The 13955-nt window shown below is 65.4% G+C and carries 14 protein-coding genes; 8 read left to right on the top strand and 6 right to left on the bottom strand.

Annotated elements, in window-relative coordinates:
- Positions 1–204 precede the first annotated feature (204 nt).
- The 7 genes from NZN28_RS00070 (at position 205) to NZN28_RS00040 (ending at position 6429) form a co-directional block, all read left to right on the top strand.
- Entirely contained in the window at positions 205–1881 is a 1677-nt protein-coding gene (locus NZN28_RS00070) for a PASTA domain-containing protein (protein ID WP_295394317.1), read from the top strand.
- Positions 1878–2207: a YraN family protein gene (locus NZN28_RS00065; RefSeq protein ID WP_295394314.1), complete on the top strand. Its 330-nt coding sequence runs from the start codon at positions 1878–1880 to the stop codon at positions 2205–2207. The genes NZN28_RS00070 and NZN28_RS00065 overlap by 4 nt, the downstream gene beginning before the upstream one ends.
- A gap of 58 nt (positions 2208–2265) precedes the next feature.
- Positions 2266–4089, top strand: a complete 1824-nt coding sequence (locus NZN28_RS00060) for a menaquinone biosynthesis decarboxylase (RefSeq protein WP_295394312.1) — start codon at positions 2266–2268, stop codon at positions 4087–4089.
- A gap of 97 nt (positions 4090–4186) precedes the next feature.
- Positions 4187–4615, top strand: coding sequence for a hypothetical protein (locus NZN28_RS00055; RefSeq protein WP_295394311.1), 429 nt, complete (start codon positions 4187–4189; stop codon positions 4613–4615).
- Positions 4616–4709: 94 nt separating this feature from the next.
- On the top strand, positions 4710–4976 hold the full coding sequence (locus tag NZN28_RS00050; protein ID WP_295394309.1) for a hypothetical protein: 267 nt from the start codon (positions 4710–4712) through the stop codon (positions 4974–4976).
- A gap of 41 nt (positions 4977–5017) precedes the next feature.
- Complete coding sequence (gene hemC / locus NZN28_RS00045) at positions 5018–5911, top strand: hydroxymethylbilane synthase (protein ID WP_295394307.1); 894 nt, start codon at positions 5018–5020, stop codon at positions 5909–5911.
- 125 nt (positions 5912–6036) lie between these two features.
- The gene (locus NZN28_RS00040) at positions 6037–6429 is read left to right on the top strand and encodes a Fur family transcriptional regulator (RefSeq protein ID WP_295394305.1); all 393 of its coding nucleotides are present in this window, start codon (positions 6037–6039) and stop codon (positions 6427–6429) included.
- A gap of 5 nt (positions 6430–6434) precedes the next feature.
- Here the strand turns inward: NZN28_RS00040 and NZN28_RS00035 are convergent, their stop codons facing one another.
- From NZN28_RS00035 to NZN28_RS00015, 5 genes are all read right to left on the bottom strand, one after another.
- On the bottom strand, positions 6435–7304 hold the full coding sequence (locus NZN28_RS00035; protein WP_295394304.1) for an alpha/beta fold hydrolase: 870 nt from the start codon (positions 7302–7304) through the stop codon (positions 6435–6437).
- A gap of 160 nt (positions 7305–7464) precedes the next feature.
- Positions 7465–8115, bottom strand: a complete 651-nt coding sequence (locus tag NZN28_RS00030; protein WP_295394302.1) for a DUF5639 domain-containing protein — start codon at positions 8113–8115, stop codon at positions 7465–7467.
- A 23-nt stretch (positions 8116–8138) separates the two neighbouring features.
- The gene (locus tag NZN28_RS00025) at positions 8139–9665 is read right to left on the bottom strand and encodes a carboxylesterase family protein (RefSeq protein WP_295394299.1); all 1527 of its coding nucleotides are present in this window, start codon (positions 9663–9665) and stop codon (positions 8139–8141) included.
- Positions 9666–9825: 160 nt separating this feature from the next.
- On the bottom strand, positions 9826–10341 hold the full coding sequence (locus tag NZN28_RS00020) for a bioflim formation protein (protein ID WP_295394296.1): 516 nt from the start codon (positions 10339–10341) through the stop codon (positions 9826–9828).
- A gap of 177 nt (positions 10342–10518) precedes the next feature.
- Positions 10519–11646, bottom strand: coding sequence for a hypothetical protein (locus tag NZN28_RS00015; protein ID WP_295394294.1), 1128 nt, complete (start codon positions 11644–11646; stop codon positions 10519–10521).
- Positions 11647–12124: 478 nt separating this feature from the next.
- Between NZN28_RS00015 and aceA the strand changes: the two genes are divergently transcribed.
- Entirely contained in the window at positions 12125–13420 is a 1296-nt protein-coding gene (aceA, locus tag NZN28_RS00010; protein WP_295394291.1) for an isocitrate lyase, read from the top strand.
- A 167-nt stretch (positions 13421–13587) separates the two neighbouring features.
- Here aceA and NZN28_RS00005 read toward each other — a convergent pair.
- A partial coding sequence (locus tag NZN28_RS00005; protein WP_295394289.1) for a putative nucleotidyltransferase substrate binding domain-containing protein occupies positions 13588–13955 on the bottom strand: 368 nt, incomplete at its 5' end.

Here is a 13955-nt window from a genome sequence, read left to right as displayed (position 1 = left end):
ATCATACCGCGAAGTTATCAAGCCAAGTGTGAATTTTGGCCCCGACCCTTTCCGAAAGGCTTAATCGCCATTCGGGACGGCTGATGCATGTGCAGCACCACAAAAGCGGGCCTTTGCGGTTGCGAGCCTTGGGCCAGGCAAGGTTTCGGAAGTTCCCGACTTCCCCTCACAAAGCCCTTTGCGCGGTCTGTATAATCGCTTGTGGTGTCGCTACTGGACGATAAGTTCACCATTCTGAGCGAAGAGCCCCCCCAGGGTTTTTTGCGCCCCTATCAGGTACAGACCCAGGAGGGTCTGAAGGGGCAGTTGTATTGGTTTGAGGTGCACACCCCCGAGGCCCGCACCGCCTTCCACCGCTACAAAAACGCCCTTCGCCGCCTCGAGGCCCAGGGCTTTTTACCCCAGGGGGTGCTGGTCTCGGCCAATCCGGGGCGCTACTATGTTTTCTGGCCCGAACAGCCCAAAGCGGCGCTCAAGGCCCGGCGGCTCAAGCCGTTGCTGGAAATTCTCGAGCCTTTTGGCTACCAGGAGAGCGACCTCGAGGCCACCGAGGAGAGCGGGCGGCCCCTGGTGGGGAAGCTGCGCCCCCAAACCACCCCGGCTCCAGGGGGCTCGAGCCGCCCCGACCTGAACCCCACCCTGCCAGCCCCCCCTTCCGAGTTGCCCCCCACAACCTCTGTCCAAGCACGCCCGGCCATGCCTCCCCAACCCAGCAAAGCCTCCCCTACCCCCAAAGCCACCAAGCCCCGTCCACCGCAGCGCGCCTACCGCTGGAACTGGCCTGGCTGGCTGCCGGGCGTCTTGATGCTGGCCCTGGGCGGCGTAGCGCTCTGGCTGGCGACCAACCGCTACCTGAACCCCCCTGAGTATGTGCTGCCGGACCTGGTCGGCAAAACCCCCCGGCAGGCCCTCGAGGCCGTGCGCACCTATGGCCTCAAGGTGGAGTTTGCTGAGGGGAGCGATGTTTCACTGCCCAAAGACCAGATTTTGGAGCAAACCCCCGACCCCGGCACCCGTGTGAAGCCGGGCCGGCAGCTCGAGTTGGTCATTAACAAGCCCCGCTTTGGCAGCGTGCCCACCGTGAGCGGACGCTCTCTGGAGGATGCCCGCCAGGCCCTCGAGGCCTCCGGCTACCGGGTGGCGGGCATTACCCGCATCGCCTCCGGCGACACTGCCGACACGGTGCTCTCCAGCATTCCCCGCGAGGGCCAGCCCCTCCGTCCAGGCGAGGGCGTGCGCCTTTTGGTCTCCACCGGAACCCGGCCTCCCTTGCGCGAGACCCTCCTGCCCGACCTGACCGGCCTGACCGATGAGGAGGCCCGCTACATCCTGACGGTGGCCGAGCTTCAGGCCCAGGTGGTGCGGGTCGCCTCCGGCGCGCCCGAGGGTCTGGTGATTGGCCAGGAGCCCGGCCCCGGCGTGGTGCTGCCCCGCGAGACCGTGGTGCGTGTGCTGGTGGCCGCACAGCCCGTCGCCACCCTGCCCAAAGCCACCCCCTTCGAGCCGCCGCGTCTGGCCGCGCCCCCACCGCCCCCCGTGGAGCCGGAGCCCACCCCAAGCCCTGAGCCCGCTCCCGCCACAACGCCTGCACCAGCGCCCTCTCCCTCTCCAACAACCCCAGAACCACCCAACCCCAACGCAAACCAGCCCACCCCGCCCGCCGGGCCCCAGGAGCGCCGCGTCAACGTAAGCTACACCCTGCCGGAGAACATCCCCAATGCGGTGGTGGTGATTACCGTGCAGGACGAGGTGCTGGTCAACACCGTGTTTGAAGGGCCGGTGCAGCAACCCTGGAGCTTCAGCCAGGAAATTGTGGTGCGCGGAACGGCGGTGCTGCGGGTGCTGGTGAACGGCGAGCAGGTTCTGGAAAGCCCGCTATGAAAGGAGCCTGGGCCGAAGCGCTGGCCCGCAAGCACCTGTTGGCCAAAGGATACCTGCTGCTGGGCCAGAACCGGCGCACCCCCTTCGGCGAAATTGACCTCTGGATGCAGGACGGGCCTACCTACGTGGCCGTCGAGGTCAAGCAGCGCCGCGACGCTGCATTTGGAACGCCCCTCGAGGCCCTCACCCCCACCAAGTACCGCCGCATCTTCCAGTCGGCGCACTACCTGCTGGGCCGCGACGACCTGCCGGTGCGCCTCGAGGCGGTTCTGGTTTACGGAACGCCCCGGCGGTTTCGCCTCGAGCACCTGCGCCTGGAGCCGTAACGCTCAGTTGAAAGCTATCGCCACATTGCCCAGCTGGGCATCGGCTATCCTGAAGCAGATGTACAAGAACCTTCAGGCCTTCGTACAAGACCTCGAGCGCCGGGGCGAGCTGGTGCGCGTCCGGGAGAGGGTCTCCTGCGAGCTGGAAATCACCGAGATCGCCGACCGCCTGGTCAAGTTGGGTGGCCCGGCCCTGCTCTTCGAAAACGTGGAAGGCCGCGATTTTCCGGTCTTTATCGGGGGCTTTGGCACAGCCGAGCGCACCGCGCGGGCCATGGGGGTCCGGCGCCTGGACGAGCTGGCCGAGCGGGTGGCCCGCCTGATGAACCTGAACCCCGGCAAGGGCGGCCTCAAGGCGGCCTTGGCCCTGCTGCCCAAGCTGCGCGAGTTGAAGGGCTTCTTTCCTAAAAAAGTGCGGGGCGGCCCGGTGCAGGAGGTCATCTGGCGGGGCGAGCAGGTGGATCTCGGTAGAATCCCCATCCTAAAGTGCTGGCCCCTGGACGGCGGCCCCTACATCACCCTGCCGCTGGTGATTACCAAAGACCCCGAGACCGGCGAACTGAACCTGGGCATGTACCGCATGCAGGTGTTGGACCGCAAAAGCACCGCCATGCACTGGCAGCTGCACAAGGTGGGGCGGCGGCACTACGACAAGGCCAAAAAGCTGGGGCGGCGGCTCGAGGTCGCCGTCGCTTTAGGGGGCGACCCCATCCTGACCTACGCCGCCACCGCGCCGGTGCCGCCCATCCCGGGGGTCAACGAGTTCAACCTGGCCGGGTTCCTGCGGGGGCGGCCCGTGGAACTCACAAAGGGCGTGACGGTGGACTTGCCCGTGCCCGCCGAGGCCGAGTTCGTGCTGGAGGGCTATGTAGACCCCGCCGAAGAGCTGGTGGTGGAGGGGCCTTTTGGCGACCACACCGGCTTTTACACCCTGGAAGAGCTGTACCCCCGCTTCCACGTCACCGCCGTCACCCACCGCAAAAAAGCCATCTACCCCGCGACCATCGTGGGCCGCCCCCCCATGGAAGACGCCTACCTGATCGAGGCCTCCGAGCGGCTCTTCCTGCCCGCCGCACAGCTCATCCTGCCGGAAATCCACGACTACCACATGCCGCCCGCCGGGGTGGCGCACAACTGGGTGAACGTGAGCATCGAGAAACGCTACCCTGGCCAGGCCTACAAGGTGGCGAGCGGCCTTTTGGGCCTGGGCCAGATGATGTTTGCCAAGGTGATTGTGGTGCTGGATGCCGGGGCCCCGCTCAAAGGCCCTGAGGCCCTGCAAGCCGCTTTGCAACACGCCCTGCCGGGGCGCGACACCCTGGTCTCGAGGGGGCCCATTGACGTGCTCGACCACTCCTCGCGGGCCATGGGCTACGGCGGCAAGCTGATTGTGGACGGCACCGCCAAGCTAGAAGAAGAGGGCGGCCCCCTCCCCTTCACCCCCAAGGCCCACCCCAGCCTGCCGGGCATTCCGGGGGTGCGCCAGAAGCAACTGCCCGGCATCTGGATGGTCACGCTGGAGAAAACCCGCCCCCACCAGGCCCGGGAAATCGCCGAGCGCCTGCTGGTTGCCCCCCACAGCGCGGGCATCCGCCTGATGCTCCTGACCGATAGCGACACCCGGCTCGAGTTCGACGAGGTGATGTGGGCGGTGCTCAACAACATAGACCCCGAGCGCGACGCCTGGGTAATGAGCGGGGTGGAGGGGCCGGTGCTGGTGCTGGATGGCACCCGCAAGCTGGCCGAGGAAGGCTTTACCCGCCGCTGGCCGCCCAAAATCACCATGTCGCCCGAAATCGTGCAGCGCGTGGACGAGCGCTGGCAGGCCCTGGGGCTGCCCCCCGTACCGCCGAGGGAGTCGGCGGTGCTGACCGAGCCTTGAGGCCCCCTTTGCAGGGCCGCATTCCCCCCAAGCAAAAACCCCGCATGGCCGCGTCAAATGACCCGAACCTTCGCAGGCCCGGCGGTACCCTCGAGGTATGAGAGCCTTCTTCCTCTCCTTTCTGCTTCTGTTGGGAGCTCCTGCCCTGGGCCAGACCCTGGTGGAAGTCACCACCGTTGCCGCCATTGCGTCGTCCCTCGATGCCAGCGTGCGCTTCCCCTCGGGCTCCTTCCGGGCCGGACGGGGCAGCGAGGCCATTGTGGCCCGGATTCCCGACGCCAGCCGGTTCAACCTGGAGGTCTACGCCGCCCGGGGTCTGGCAGCCCGTCTGCAAGCCGGTTTTGTGCAGCAGATTCTGACCGGCTTTGCCGCGGCAGGCTACTTTGTGGAAAACCAACAAGAAACACAGGTCGCAGGTGAAATTCGCACCCGCTACGACCTTCTGGACAGTGCCGGCAAGGCCGCCCTTCTGTTTGTGGTGCGAAAGGGCGACGAACTGGTCTTTGCCTTCGGCAAGGCCCGCTAGCGCCTGCTTCAGATATGGGCCACGCCCTCCTGGCATGGCTCAGCCAGACGGGGCGGCCTGAGCGAAACAAGGACAACCCGTTAAACTGGAGGGGATGAGCAAACGTGTGCGCTGGTCGGCCATCGAGGCCCGGCTCCCCCTGCACGAGCTGCCGGCCTTTCACCGGGCTTTCCTGCGCCTGCACCGGCCCGAACTGAACCCCGATGCCCTGCCGCTGCGGCGGGTGCAGCAGTACGTGCAGCAGACCCTGCATGCGCTGGCAAAAGAAGGCCGAGCCTGGCGTGTAGACCAGGACTTTGAACTCGAGGCCCACCAGCTCCCCCCGGCATACCGCACCGCCGAGGAAATGCCTTCGGCATAGCTCTTCACATTCTGCGTTTTATCGCTAATATATTGGGCGTTATGCGCGTCATTGTAATTGGGGCCAGGGCCAGCCTGCTGGCACAGGCCCAGACCCGCTGGGTGGTGGAGCGCCTGAAGGAAAACTGGCCCGAAACCGAGTTCAAAATTCGCACCGTGCAGGCCAAAAACACCTCCGAGGTCGGGGCTGCCGAAGCCCTGCGCCAGGCCCTGAGCAAACGGGAAGTGGATATCGCGGTGTACTCGCTAAAGCATTTGCCGACCCAGGAAACGCCCGGAATTCGCCTGATTGCCGTACCCAAGCGGGTGGAACCCCGTGAGGCCCTGGTGGGGCGCAGCGCCAAGCGCCTGGAGGAGCTGCCCAAAGGGGCGGTGGTGGGGGTCAACAGCCTGCGACGCAAAGCCCAGCTGCTGGCCTACCGCTCCGACCTCTGCATCCGCAACCTCGAGGGCGATGTGGACGACCGCCTGACCGCCCTGGGCACCGGTGAGTACGACGCCATGATCATGGGCGCGGCCAGTTTGCTGCGGCTCGACCTGCGCAACCGCATTGACCAGCTCATAGACCCCGAGATTGTGCTGCCCGCACCCGGCCAGGGGGCCCTGGGCCTCGAGGTGCGCCAGGGGGACGACTGGGCCGAGGAGCTGGCCTACAGCCTCAACCACCGCGCCTCGTTTGTGCGGGTGGCTGCCGAGCGGGCCTTCCTGCGCGCCCTGGGTGCGGGGGACGAATGCGCCGCGGCGGCGCTGGCCACGCTGGAGGGCGACGACACCCTGGTCTTGCAGGGGGTGGTCGCCTCGCCCGATGGCCGCGAGCTTATCCGGGCCGAGATTGAGGGCGACGCCGAGGAGGCCCCCGAGCTGGGGCACGACCTGGCCCAGGACCTGCTGGCCGAAGGCGGGCGGGAGTTGCTGGGCATCGTGCAGGCTGGCTAGCGGCGAAATTGCGGGCCATCGGAACCAACCCCCTTTTCACCCATGTTTCTTTTCAGTAAACTTGAGTTTAACAGTCGGGATTATGCCCCGCGTGTTTCCGACTGTCCGAAGATTTGGGTACCACCATGGGAATGAAACGCTTGACCAAGCAGCGCAAGGCCGTCCTCGAGGTGGTTCGGCATGCCCAGGGCCACCACCCCGATGCCGCTTGGGTGTATGCAGAGGTTCGCAAAAAAGTGCCCAGCATCAGCCTGGGCACGGTCTACCGCACCCTCGAGGCCCTGACCGAAGAGGGCTACCTGGTGCCGCTCTCGCGCCCAGGGGAGGCCCTGCGCTACGAAGCCAACCTGGATGGGCACCTGCACATGGTCTGCCGCAAGTGCAACCGCTTCTTCGACATCGTGCAGCCCCTACCCGACCTGCTGAGCGAGGTTAAGACCCGCTATCCCGCCTACGAGATTGAAGACGTGCAGGTCGAGTACCACGGCGTCTGCCCCGAGTGCCGGGCCCAAATGTAGCCCCCCTACTGCAAAATCAGGCGTACGAGTTCCAGAGGTTTTTCCTGTTGCGGCAGGTGCCCGCAACCGGGAATGATTTGAAGTTTGGCCCCGGGAATCCAGCGCTGTAGGGTACGGCCCGCCTCGGCAGGGATAACCCGATCCTGCTCACCCCAAACAATCAGGGTTGGGATCCGGAGCTGGCCCAGCTGGGACGGACTGGGCCGGCCCAGCAACCCCTCCAGGGCCAGCCAGCGGAAGGTCGAGAAATAGGCCCGCCGCTGGTCGTCGCTCCAGACCCGGTCCCAGACCCGTTCGCGCAAAAACTGGCGGTCTTCGGGGGGGAGGGCATCCAGGTTGCCATAGTAGGGCCGCAGGCTTTCGTAGGCGGCCTCCTGCGAAACCCGGAAGCTGTTGTAGATTTTTTCGCCCTGGCCCGGAATTAAGAACATCATCTGAAGCCGGCCCAGCTTGCTTCGCACAGGGGGGCCGCCCACCAGCACCAGCCGGGCCACCAGGTCGGCCCGGCGCAGGGCCACCCGCAGGGCCACCCCCGCCCCAAAAGAGCTACCTACCAGCACCGCCTGCGGAACCTTCAGTTGTTCCAGCAGCGCCACCACCGTATCGGCAAAAAAGGGAAGGGTATAGGCCCTTTTAGGGTGGTCGGAGCGGCCAAACCCCGGCAGGTCGAGGGCCACCACCCGCCCCCGCCCGGCCAGGAGCGGGAAGACCTTTTGCCAGCTATCGGCCTCGTCCCCCAGCCCATGAATAAGCACAAAGGGGGGGTCTTGCGAGGGGGCCGCGCCCGAGTCGTAGAGGTGCAAGCCCACCCCGTTGGCCGTCACCCGCCGCTGGTAGGGTTTCAGATGGTCGGGAACAGTAAATTTGGGTTTCATACATTCCTGATGATTTGGTTTCTGGGCCCTGTGGATTCGCCGCAACGGTCACAGGTCGCAAGTCTCAGGTCATGGGTCAAAAAGCAATTGCCGGTCAAGGGTTATCGGTAGGCTCTCCATACTATGTAGCTTTGAGGCCTCTATTCCCTTTCTCCCCTGCTCAAACGGCTTCCACCAGGCGCCTGTAGGCTTCGGGCATGGGGGGCCTGGCGCCCCCATCGCACCAGCTAAAGCGCAGGTCTATCAGGCTGCCGGGGCCCACGCCCATCCCGTGCGGGAATAGCGGGGTGTAGTCCAGCGTACCCCGAACTTCCTCGCCACCAAAAGTTTGTGCGAAGCGCCTGACCTCGAGGGGATGTCCAAAGTGAAAAGCATAGGTGTGGGCCAGCGCCTGCCACAAGAAGCGCGGCCTCTGGGGAGGCTCGGCCAGCTCGCCCCTGCGGCGCAAAAAAACCCAGGCCCGGCCTGGGCGCAGCCTGAGGGTGGCCTCGAGCACGTCGCCCAAAGCCCCAAAGCTGCCCACAAAGGGCCGCACCAGGTCGTAGCCCTGCACGTTTTTCACCGTGAGCCCCCCAGCCTGGATGGTCTGGCCTTTGGGCGATTGGAACTTGAGGCCCAAGACCTCGCTCCCCACAAAAAAGGTCTGGGCAAACCCGCCCCGCTTGAGCAGGCCGTCCAGCCCCCCGGGTAGCTCCACCGGTGGAAAAGGCGGAAAGAGCCCCTCGGGCAGCGCCTCCCAGACTTCCAGGAGCCTCGTGTCGCCGGTGGCAATCAGGAACTGGTCGGCTGCAGAGACCTTCAGAACCGGCATGGCTCTATGCTATTCGCCCCGGCCTAACGGAACAACCCACAGCGCCCTGGGTAGGGGTCGGGAATCAGGCCGGGCCGAGCGCTAAAGCCCATCGCATAGCCGCTTTTGGTCTCAGGCCAGCCCTGCAAATAGGGCTCGCCCGAGCGGGCGAAGTGGAGCCACTGGCTGCGGAGCGCCCTGGCCAGGGGCCGCGAGTTTTCCATGGCCTCAGCGGTCAGGAACAGGGCCAGCGCAGGCCAGGTGGTCTCGGTGCCAAAGAGCAGGGGCAGCTCAATCCCGTGAAAGCTACCCAGCAGCTCCAGCACCGGCGAGGCCCAGGTCACCAGGTAGCTGTAGGTGGGGGCGTGGTCGGCCTGAGCAACCCCTGCTGCCAGCGTGGGGCAGAGCAGGATTCGGTCGGTCTGGAAGTAGGCCCAGGCCTCGGCGGGCGAGGCGTAGCGGGCCTGGTAGAGCTGCCGCGCCCGAACCCCCTGACCGGGGAGCTTGGCCTCGACCCGCTCGGCAAAGCCGCCCCAGTCGGAAGGGCCGGCGAGACGCTCGCCCCAGGTCTCCTGCGCAGTGGCCCCCACAATCAGGGGAATCCCCTGGGCTGCCCCTTCTAGCAGGGCTTGCAAAGGCACCTTGTTCAGCCAGACCCCATCCAGGTGGGGCTTCCAGGGCACCTCGGCGAACTCCCCGGCTTCGACCCTTTGCAAAAGCGCCCCAATGCTGCGGTCTTCGGGGGGAAAAAGGCGTTCCAGGGGAATCCGGCGCAGGCAGGCCAGGTCGCTGGCAGCGCAGCCCAGTTGGGCGGCCCAGCGAGCGCCCCAGGCGAAACCTTGCTCGAGGGTTCGCACATAAGCGCACCCGCCCGACTGGAGGATGGCCTTGTGAAACAAACCCCGGGCGCTCGGTAGGGCCATCAGCGTACACACCGCCATCCCCCCCGCCGAATGCCCAAAGAGCGTTACGTTTTCTGGGTTGCCGCCAAAGGCGCGGATGTTGCGCTCGACCCAGCGCAGGGCCTCGAGCATGTCCAGCAGCCCATAGTTGCCCGTAGAGCGGCTGGGGTCTTCGGCTTGCAATGCGGGCAGGGCCAGCCAGCCCAGCGGGCCCAGCCGGTAGTTGAAGCCCACCACCACCACGCCCTCGGCGGCCAGCGAGGTGCCGTCGTAGAGGGGCTCGGCCCAGCTGCCCCCGGTGTAGCTCCCCCCATGCACCCAGACCATCACCGGATAGCCCTCCGGTGGCGGTGGGGCCAGGGGTGCCCAGACCCCCAGGTTCAGGCAGTCCTCGCCCTGGGGGGGCATGTAGCCCCCCAGCCGGGTGGTAAAAACTCCCCGCTGCGGGCAGGCCAGGCCTGGCTCGGTGGCCTTGAAGACCCCCTCGAGCCGCAAAACCGGCTCGGGCGCTTTCCAGCGCTCGGCTTTCGCATAAGGGATGCCCAGAAAATAGGCCACCTGGGCCTTCGGGTTGAGGCCCCCCTGCAGGCGCCCCTGCGGCGTGAGCACCCACACCGGCTGCCCATACGCCATGCCCAGCGCAACCACCAGTGCCCAGATCCCGCGCATAGGGGTATTGTGCCGCAACGGCCAGGCTTTGAGCTGGGTCTGGCGCTCAAAAGGCCCAAATCAGGGCCCAAGGCGGGGGTGAGGCGCCGTTCGACCCGAGCCAAGTGCGAAGAACTGCAACCCAATGCTTTGCGCTTTTGGCACTCGGCCTTCGGCTATCTCACCAGAGGTACAGCAGCGCAATTTTGAAGGGATAGCGGTCGGAGAGGCCCACCTCGAGGGCCACCGGGTCCAGGTAGAGCCGCCCGCCCAGGCCATAGGCCAGGTTGAAGCCCCCCTCAATGCCGAGCCCCACATAGCCCGAGATGGCCCCGCCGGGAATCTCGAGGCTGGCAATGGGCCCCAGGTGGAAGCCAAACACACTGCCCACTGTATTGAAGCTCAGGTCTACCCCCAGGCCCGCCGAGAGCGAGAGGTCGGCCAGCGTAAGGGCCGGCAGCAGGTTGGCCTTGAACAGGGCCCAGACCTCCACATTGTCGAAGCTGGTGGGGACGATGACCTCGAGATCCAGCCCGGTATCAATGCCCAGCGGGCTGAAGGGCAGGCCCAGGCTTCCCTGCACCATCAACCCGCGTCCAATCCCAAACCCCACCCCCACGGTGTTTTCGGGGTAGGCCGGAGCCTGGGCAAAGGCGAAACCAATCACCAAGGTCAGCAAGGCCACAAGTCGTTTCATGGTTCCTCCAAAATCTGCCCCATCATAACAGGGCCTCATCAGAGAACCAGTCCCCCGTGCCGCCGGACACACGCAGGCCACCCCCAACCAGGAGGGGTTCGGGCAGTTCACCCTTTCGTTTTTTTGGCCTCGGCAAGGCCTTATCGTGACTGCTTTGAGCCTCGGCCATTAGCCCCCTCAGCGCGAACAGGGCTTGGCTGCGTGGTGCGCGATGAGGTATTGCTCGAGGTTGGTCTCTCCCCCGGCAAAGCTCAAGGAGAGGTTCTCGCCCAGGATGCAATTTCGGTTGGCATCGTCCAGCACGCCCCGGAATTCGGCGGTCTTGCCATCGAACTGCACCGAACCCTTGCTGAAGGCGATGTGCAGGGGGTCGCGGCGGAACTCGGTGGCCTCGAAGCCCAGGGCAAAAGTCTTCTTGAGGTTGCCCAGTGAAGCCAAGGCCCGCATGTTGGTGGCCAGGATGCTGGCAAAGTTGCCACAGCGCGCCCGAACCACGGTGCCCCCGGTGGTCACGTCCCAGCTCAGGTTCACGGTCTCGCCGCCGCCCTTGAGCACCATATCGCCCTTGGTGGTGAGGTTGCTGCCGATGTTCCACTCGAGGTTCCTGACCTCAACGAGCCGCCCCGCCCCGGCCTTATCAAGGAAAGCTGTGGCCTTGAGCTGGTCGGGCATGTCCAGCACCTTGCGCCCCGTCACACAGCGGCTATCGGGAAAGACGGTGGTTCGGTTCAGGCTGGCTACCACCGCGTTATTCACCTTGATGTGCCCGATGAGCTTGGTGGGGGCCTCGAAGAGGGCTTCGTTGCTGGCGCTGTAGTGCCCCAGCACGGTGGCCGAGGCCGTTCCGCTGGTGGAGCCGTTCCAGTCGAGCAGCAGCTCGGCGGTCTGGCCCTGGGCGGTGCGCCAGCGCACCAGGTAGTCGTCGCTGTCGGTACGCACACAGCTTCCGGTGGTGCAGTCCCAGCTACCCCGGGTCAGGCGGGTCTCGGTGGCCTGGAGCGAAACCCCGCCCCCTGGCGCTTCCACCGCCGCACTCGAGGCCCCCGACCCTGGCAAGCCCAGCACACGGCCCAGGTCAAGGTTGACCGGTGCGTTCAGACTGCGTAAGTAGCCGGCCAGCTCGGCTGGCAGGCTCTGCATCACCTTGCTGGCGCTATCATCGAAGCTTTTGCTGGCCGCTGCGCTCTCGGTGGCAGAGGCCGTTGCCCCACCGCTTCTTGGCGGCGGGTTCTCGACCACGTTGGTCTCCCCACAGCCTGCCATCATAGCCGCTACGGCCAGCACCAAGCCGAAGTTGCGTTTCATACAGGTTCCCCTTCCTTACCCTAACGACATTACCCCGACACCCCTTCAGATGCGGCTCATGTTCTTGCAGCTTTCTTTAGCCCTGCTTAATCGCCACCAACAAAGCGGTTTTGAAGCGCCCAGCGCACAGCGTTGCAAAGATGCCGGTCGCAAGCCGTGGGTTCAAGGGCCGGAGCACGCCGGGGCTCGGGCAAGGGGCGCAGGGTGTTTTGCGTTCAATCGTCCGCCACCATCGGCCTTTGTCAAACTCCCAAACAACGCCCCAAAGTCCGAAAGCATAAGCGCCGGGCCCGAAGCAGGCCAGGCCTGCTTCTGGCCGGTTGAACCAGCCGGTATAAACTGGCTAGGTACACACTGGTGTAATACTTTTGAGGTGTAGCGAAATAAATAGTACACGTTTTTGGAGGTGTCGCTTATTGGAATATACACGCCTCGAAAATCTGTCGTCCGGGCCATACTCAAAACAGGAGGAAGTGCGATGTCCAAACTGACCCCCGAGATGAAACTGGAAGCCGAGAAGCTGCGTCGTGAGTGGGAAACCAGCCCCCGCTGGAAGGGCATCCAGCGCGACTACACCGCCGAGGATGTGGTGCGCCTGCGCCCCAGCATTCTGCCCGAGCAGACCCTGGCCAAAGTGGGGGCCGAGCGGCTGTGGGAGCTTCTGCACACCCGTCCCTATGTGAACACCTTTGGCGCCTACACCGGCGCTCAGGCCGTGCAGATGGTGAAGGCGGGCCTCGAGGCCATCTACCTCTCGGGCTGGCAGGTGGCCGCCGACGCCAACCTGGGCGCCCAGACTTATCCTGACCAGTCCCTCTACCCGGCCAACTCGGTGCCGGCGGTGGTCAAGCGCATCAACAACGCCCTGCAGCGGGCCGACCAGATCGAGCGCAGCGAGGGCAAGACCGACCGCTACTGGTACGCCCCCATCGTGGCCGATGCCGAGGCTGGCTTTGGCGGGCCCCTGAACGCCTTCGAGCTGATGAAGGGCATGATTGAGGCCGGGGCCGCCGGGGTGCACTGGGAAGACCAGCTTTCCAGCGAGAAGAAGTGCGGCCACCTGGGCGGCAAAGTGCTGATTCCCACCCAGCAGCACATCCGCACCCTGAACGCGGCCCGGCTGGCCGCCGATGTGATGGGCGTGTCCACCGTGATTATCGCCCGCACCGACGCCGAGGCCGCCACCCTGCTCACGAGCGACATTGACGAGCGCGACAAGCCCTTCGTGAAGGAAGGCGAGCGCACCCCCGAGGGCTTCTACCGCATTCGCAACGGCCTCGAGGCCTGCATCACCCGCGGCCTGGCCTATGCGCCCTACGCCGACCTGCTCTGGATGGAGACCAGCACCCCCGACCTCGAGGTCGCCCGCAAGTTCGCCGAGGCCATCCATGCCCAGTTCCCCGGCAAGATGCTGGCCTACAACTGCTCGCCCAGCTTCAACTGGAAGAAAAACCTCGACGACGCCACCATCGCCAAGTTCCAGCGGGAGCTGGGGGCCATGGGCTACAAGTTCCAGTTCATCACCCTGGCCGGCTGGCACAACCTCAACTACCGCACCTTCGAGCTGGCCAAGGGCTACAAGGAGCGCGGCATGAGCGCCTTTGTGGAGCTGCAGCAGCTCGAGTTCGCCGCCGAGAAAGATGGCTTCACCGCCGTCAAGCACCAGCGCGAGGTGGGCGCAGGCTACTTCGACGAGGTGCTGATGGCCATCACCGCCGGGCAGGCCTCCACCGCGGCGTTGGTGGGCTCGACGGAGGAAGCGCAGTTCCATTAATGGCTGGTAGGAAATCGTCTACACGTGGAACAAACACTCGCCGTTGATGGCGGGTGTTTTTTACTTTGGCGCTACCGACGGCCTTTAGCTTTTCCGGTCTTCAGGTCGCTTTCAGGAAATAGCCTTGGGGTGAGGCCGTCGGTAACGTCAACAGGGGAAAGGACACTTTATAAGACCTGCAACCGAAACCGCCCCGCCAGCGCCTGCTGGGCCTGGCGGATGCGCAGAAAAACCTGCCGCAGCATCTGCTGCTCGCGGGGGCTGAGGGCTTCCTGGGCCACCCGGTTGGAGGGGGGCTGGCCCCGCTCCAGGGCTTTTAGCTGGTGCTTCAGGCGCAGGTGGGAGAGGAACAAAAAAGCCTCGCTCAGGTCTTCGGCTTCTTCCTTGGGGATGAGCCGGGCCAGGGCGGCGGCCCGCAGGCGCTCCAGGGTGGGGCGGGCCAGGCTGCCGGCCTCGAGGCCGTACACCCGCGCCAGGGCCACGATGGCGGCAATCCCCCCTTTTTTCAGGTTGACCTGCCCCCCCTCCCAGTGAA

Source organism: Meiothermus sp. (genome assembly GCF_025056915.1).
Taxonomy (GTDB): Bacteria; Deinococcota; Deinococci; order Deinococcales; family Thermaceae; genus Meiothermus.
Note: the sequence above shows the minus strand (reverse complement) of the source record. Positions and strands in the feature narration are given on the sequence as shown.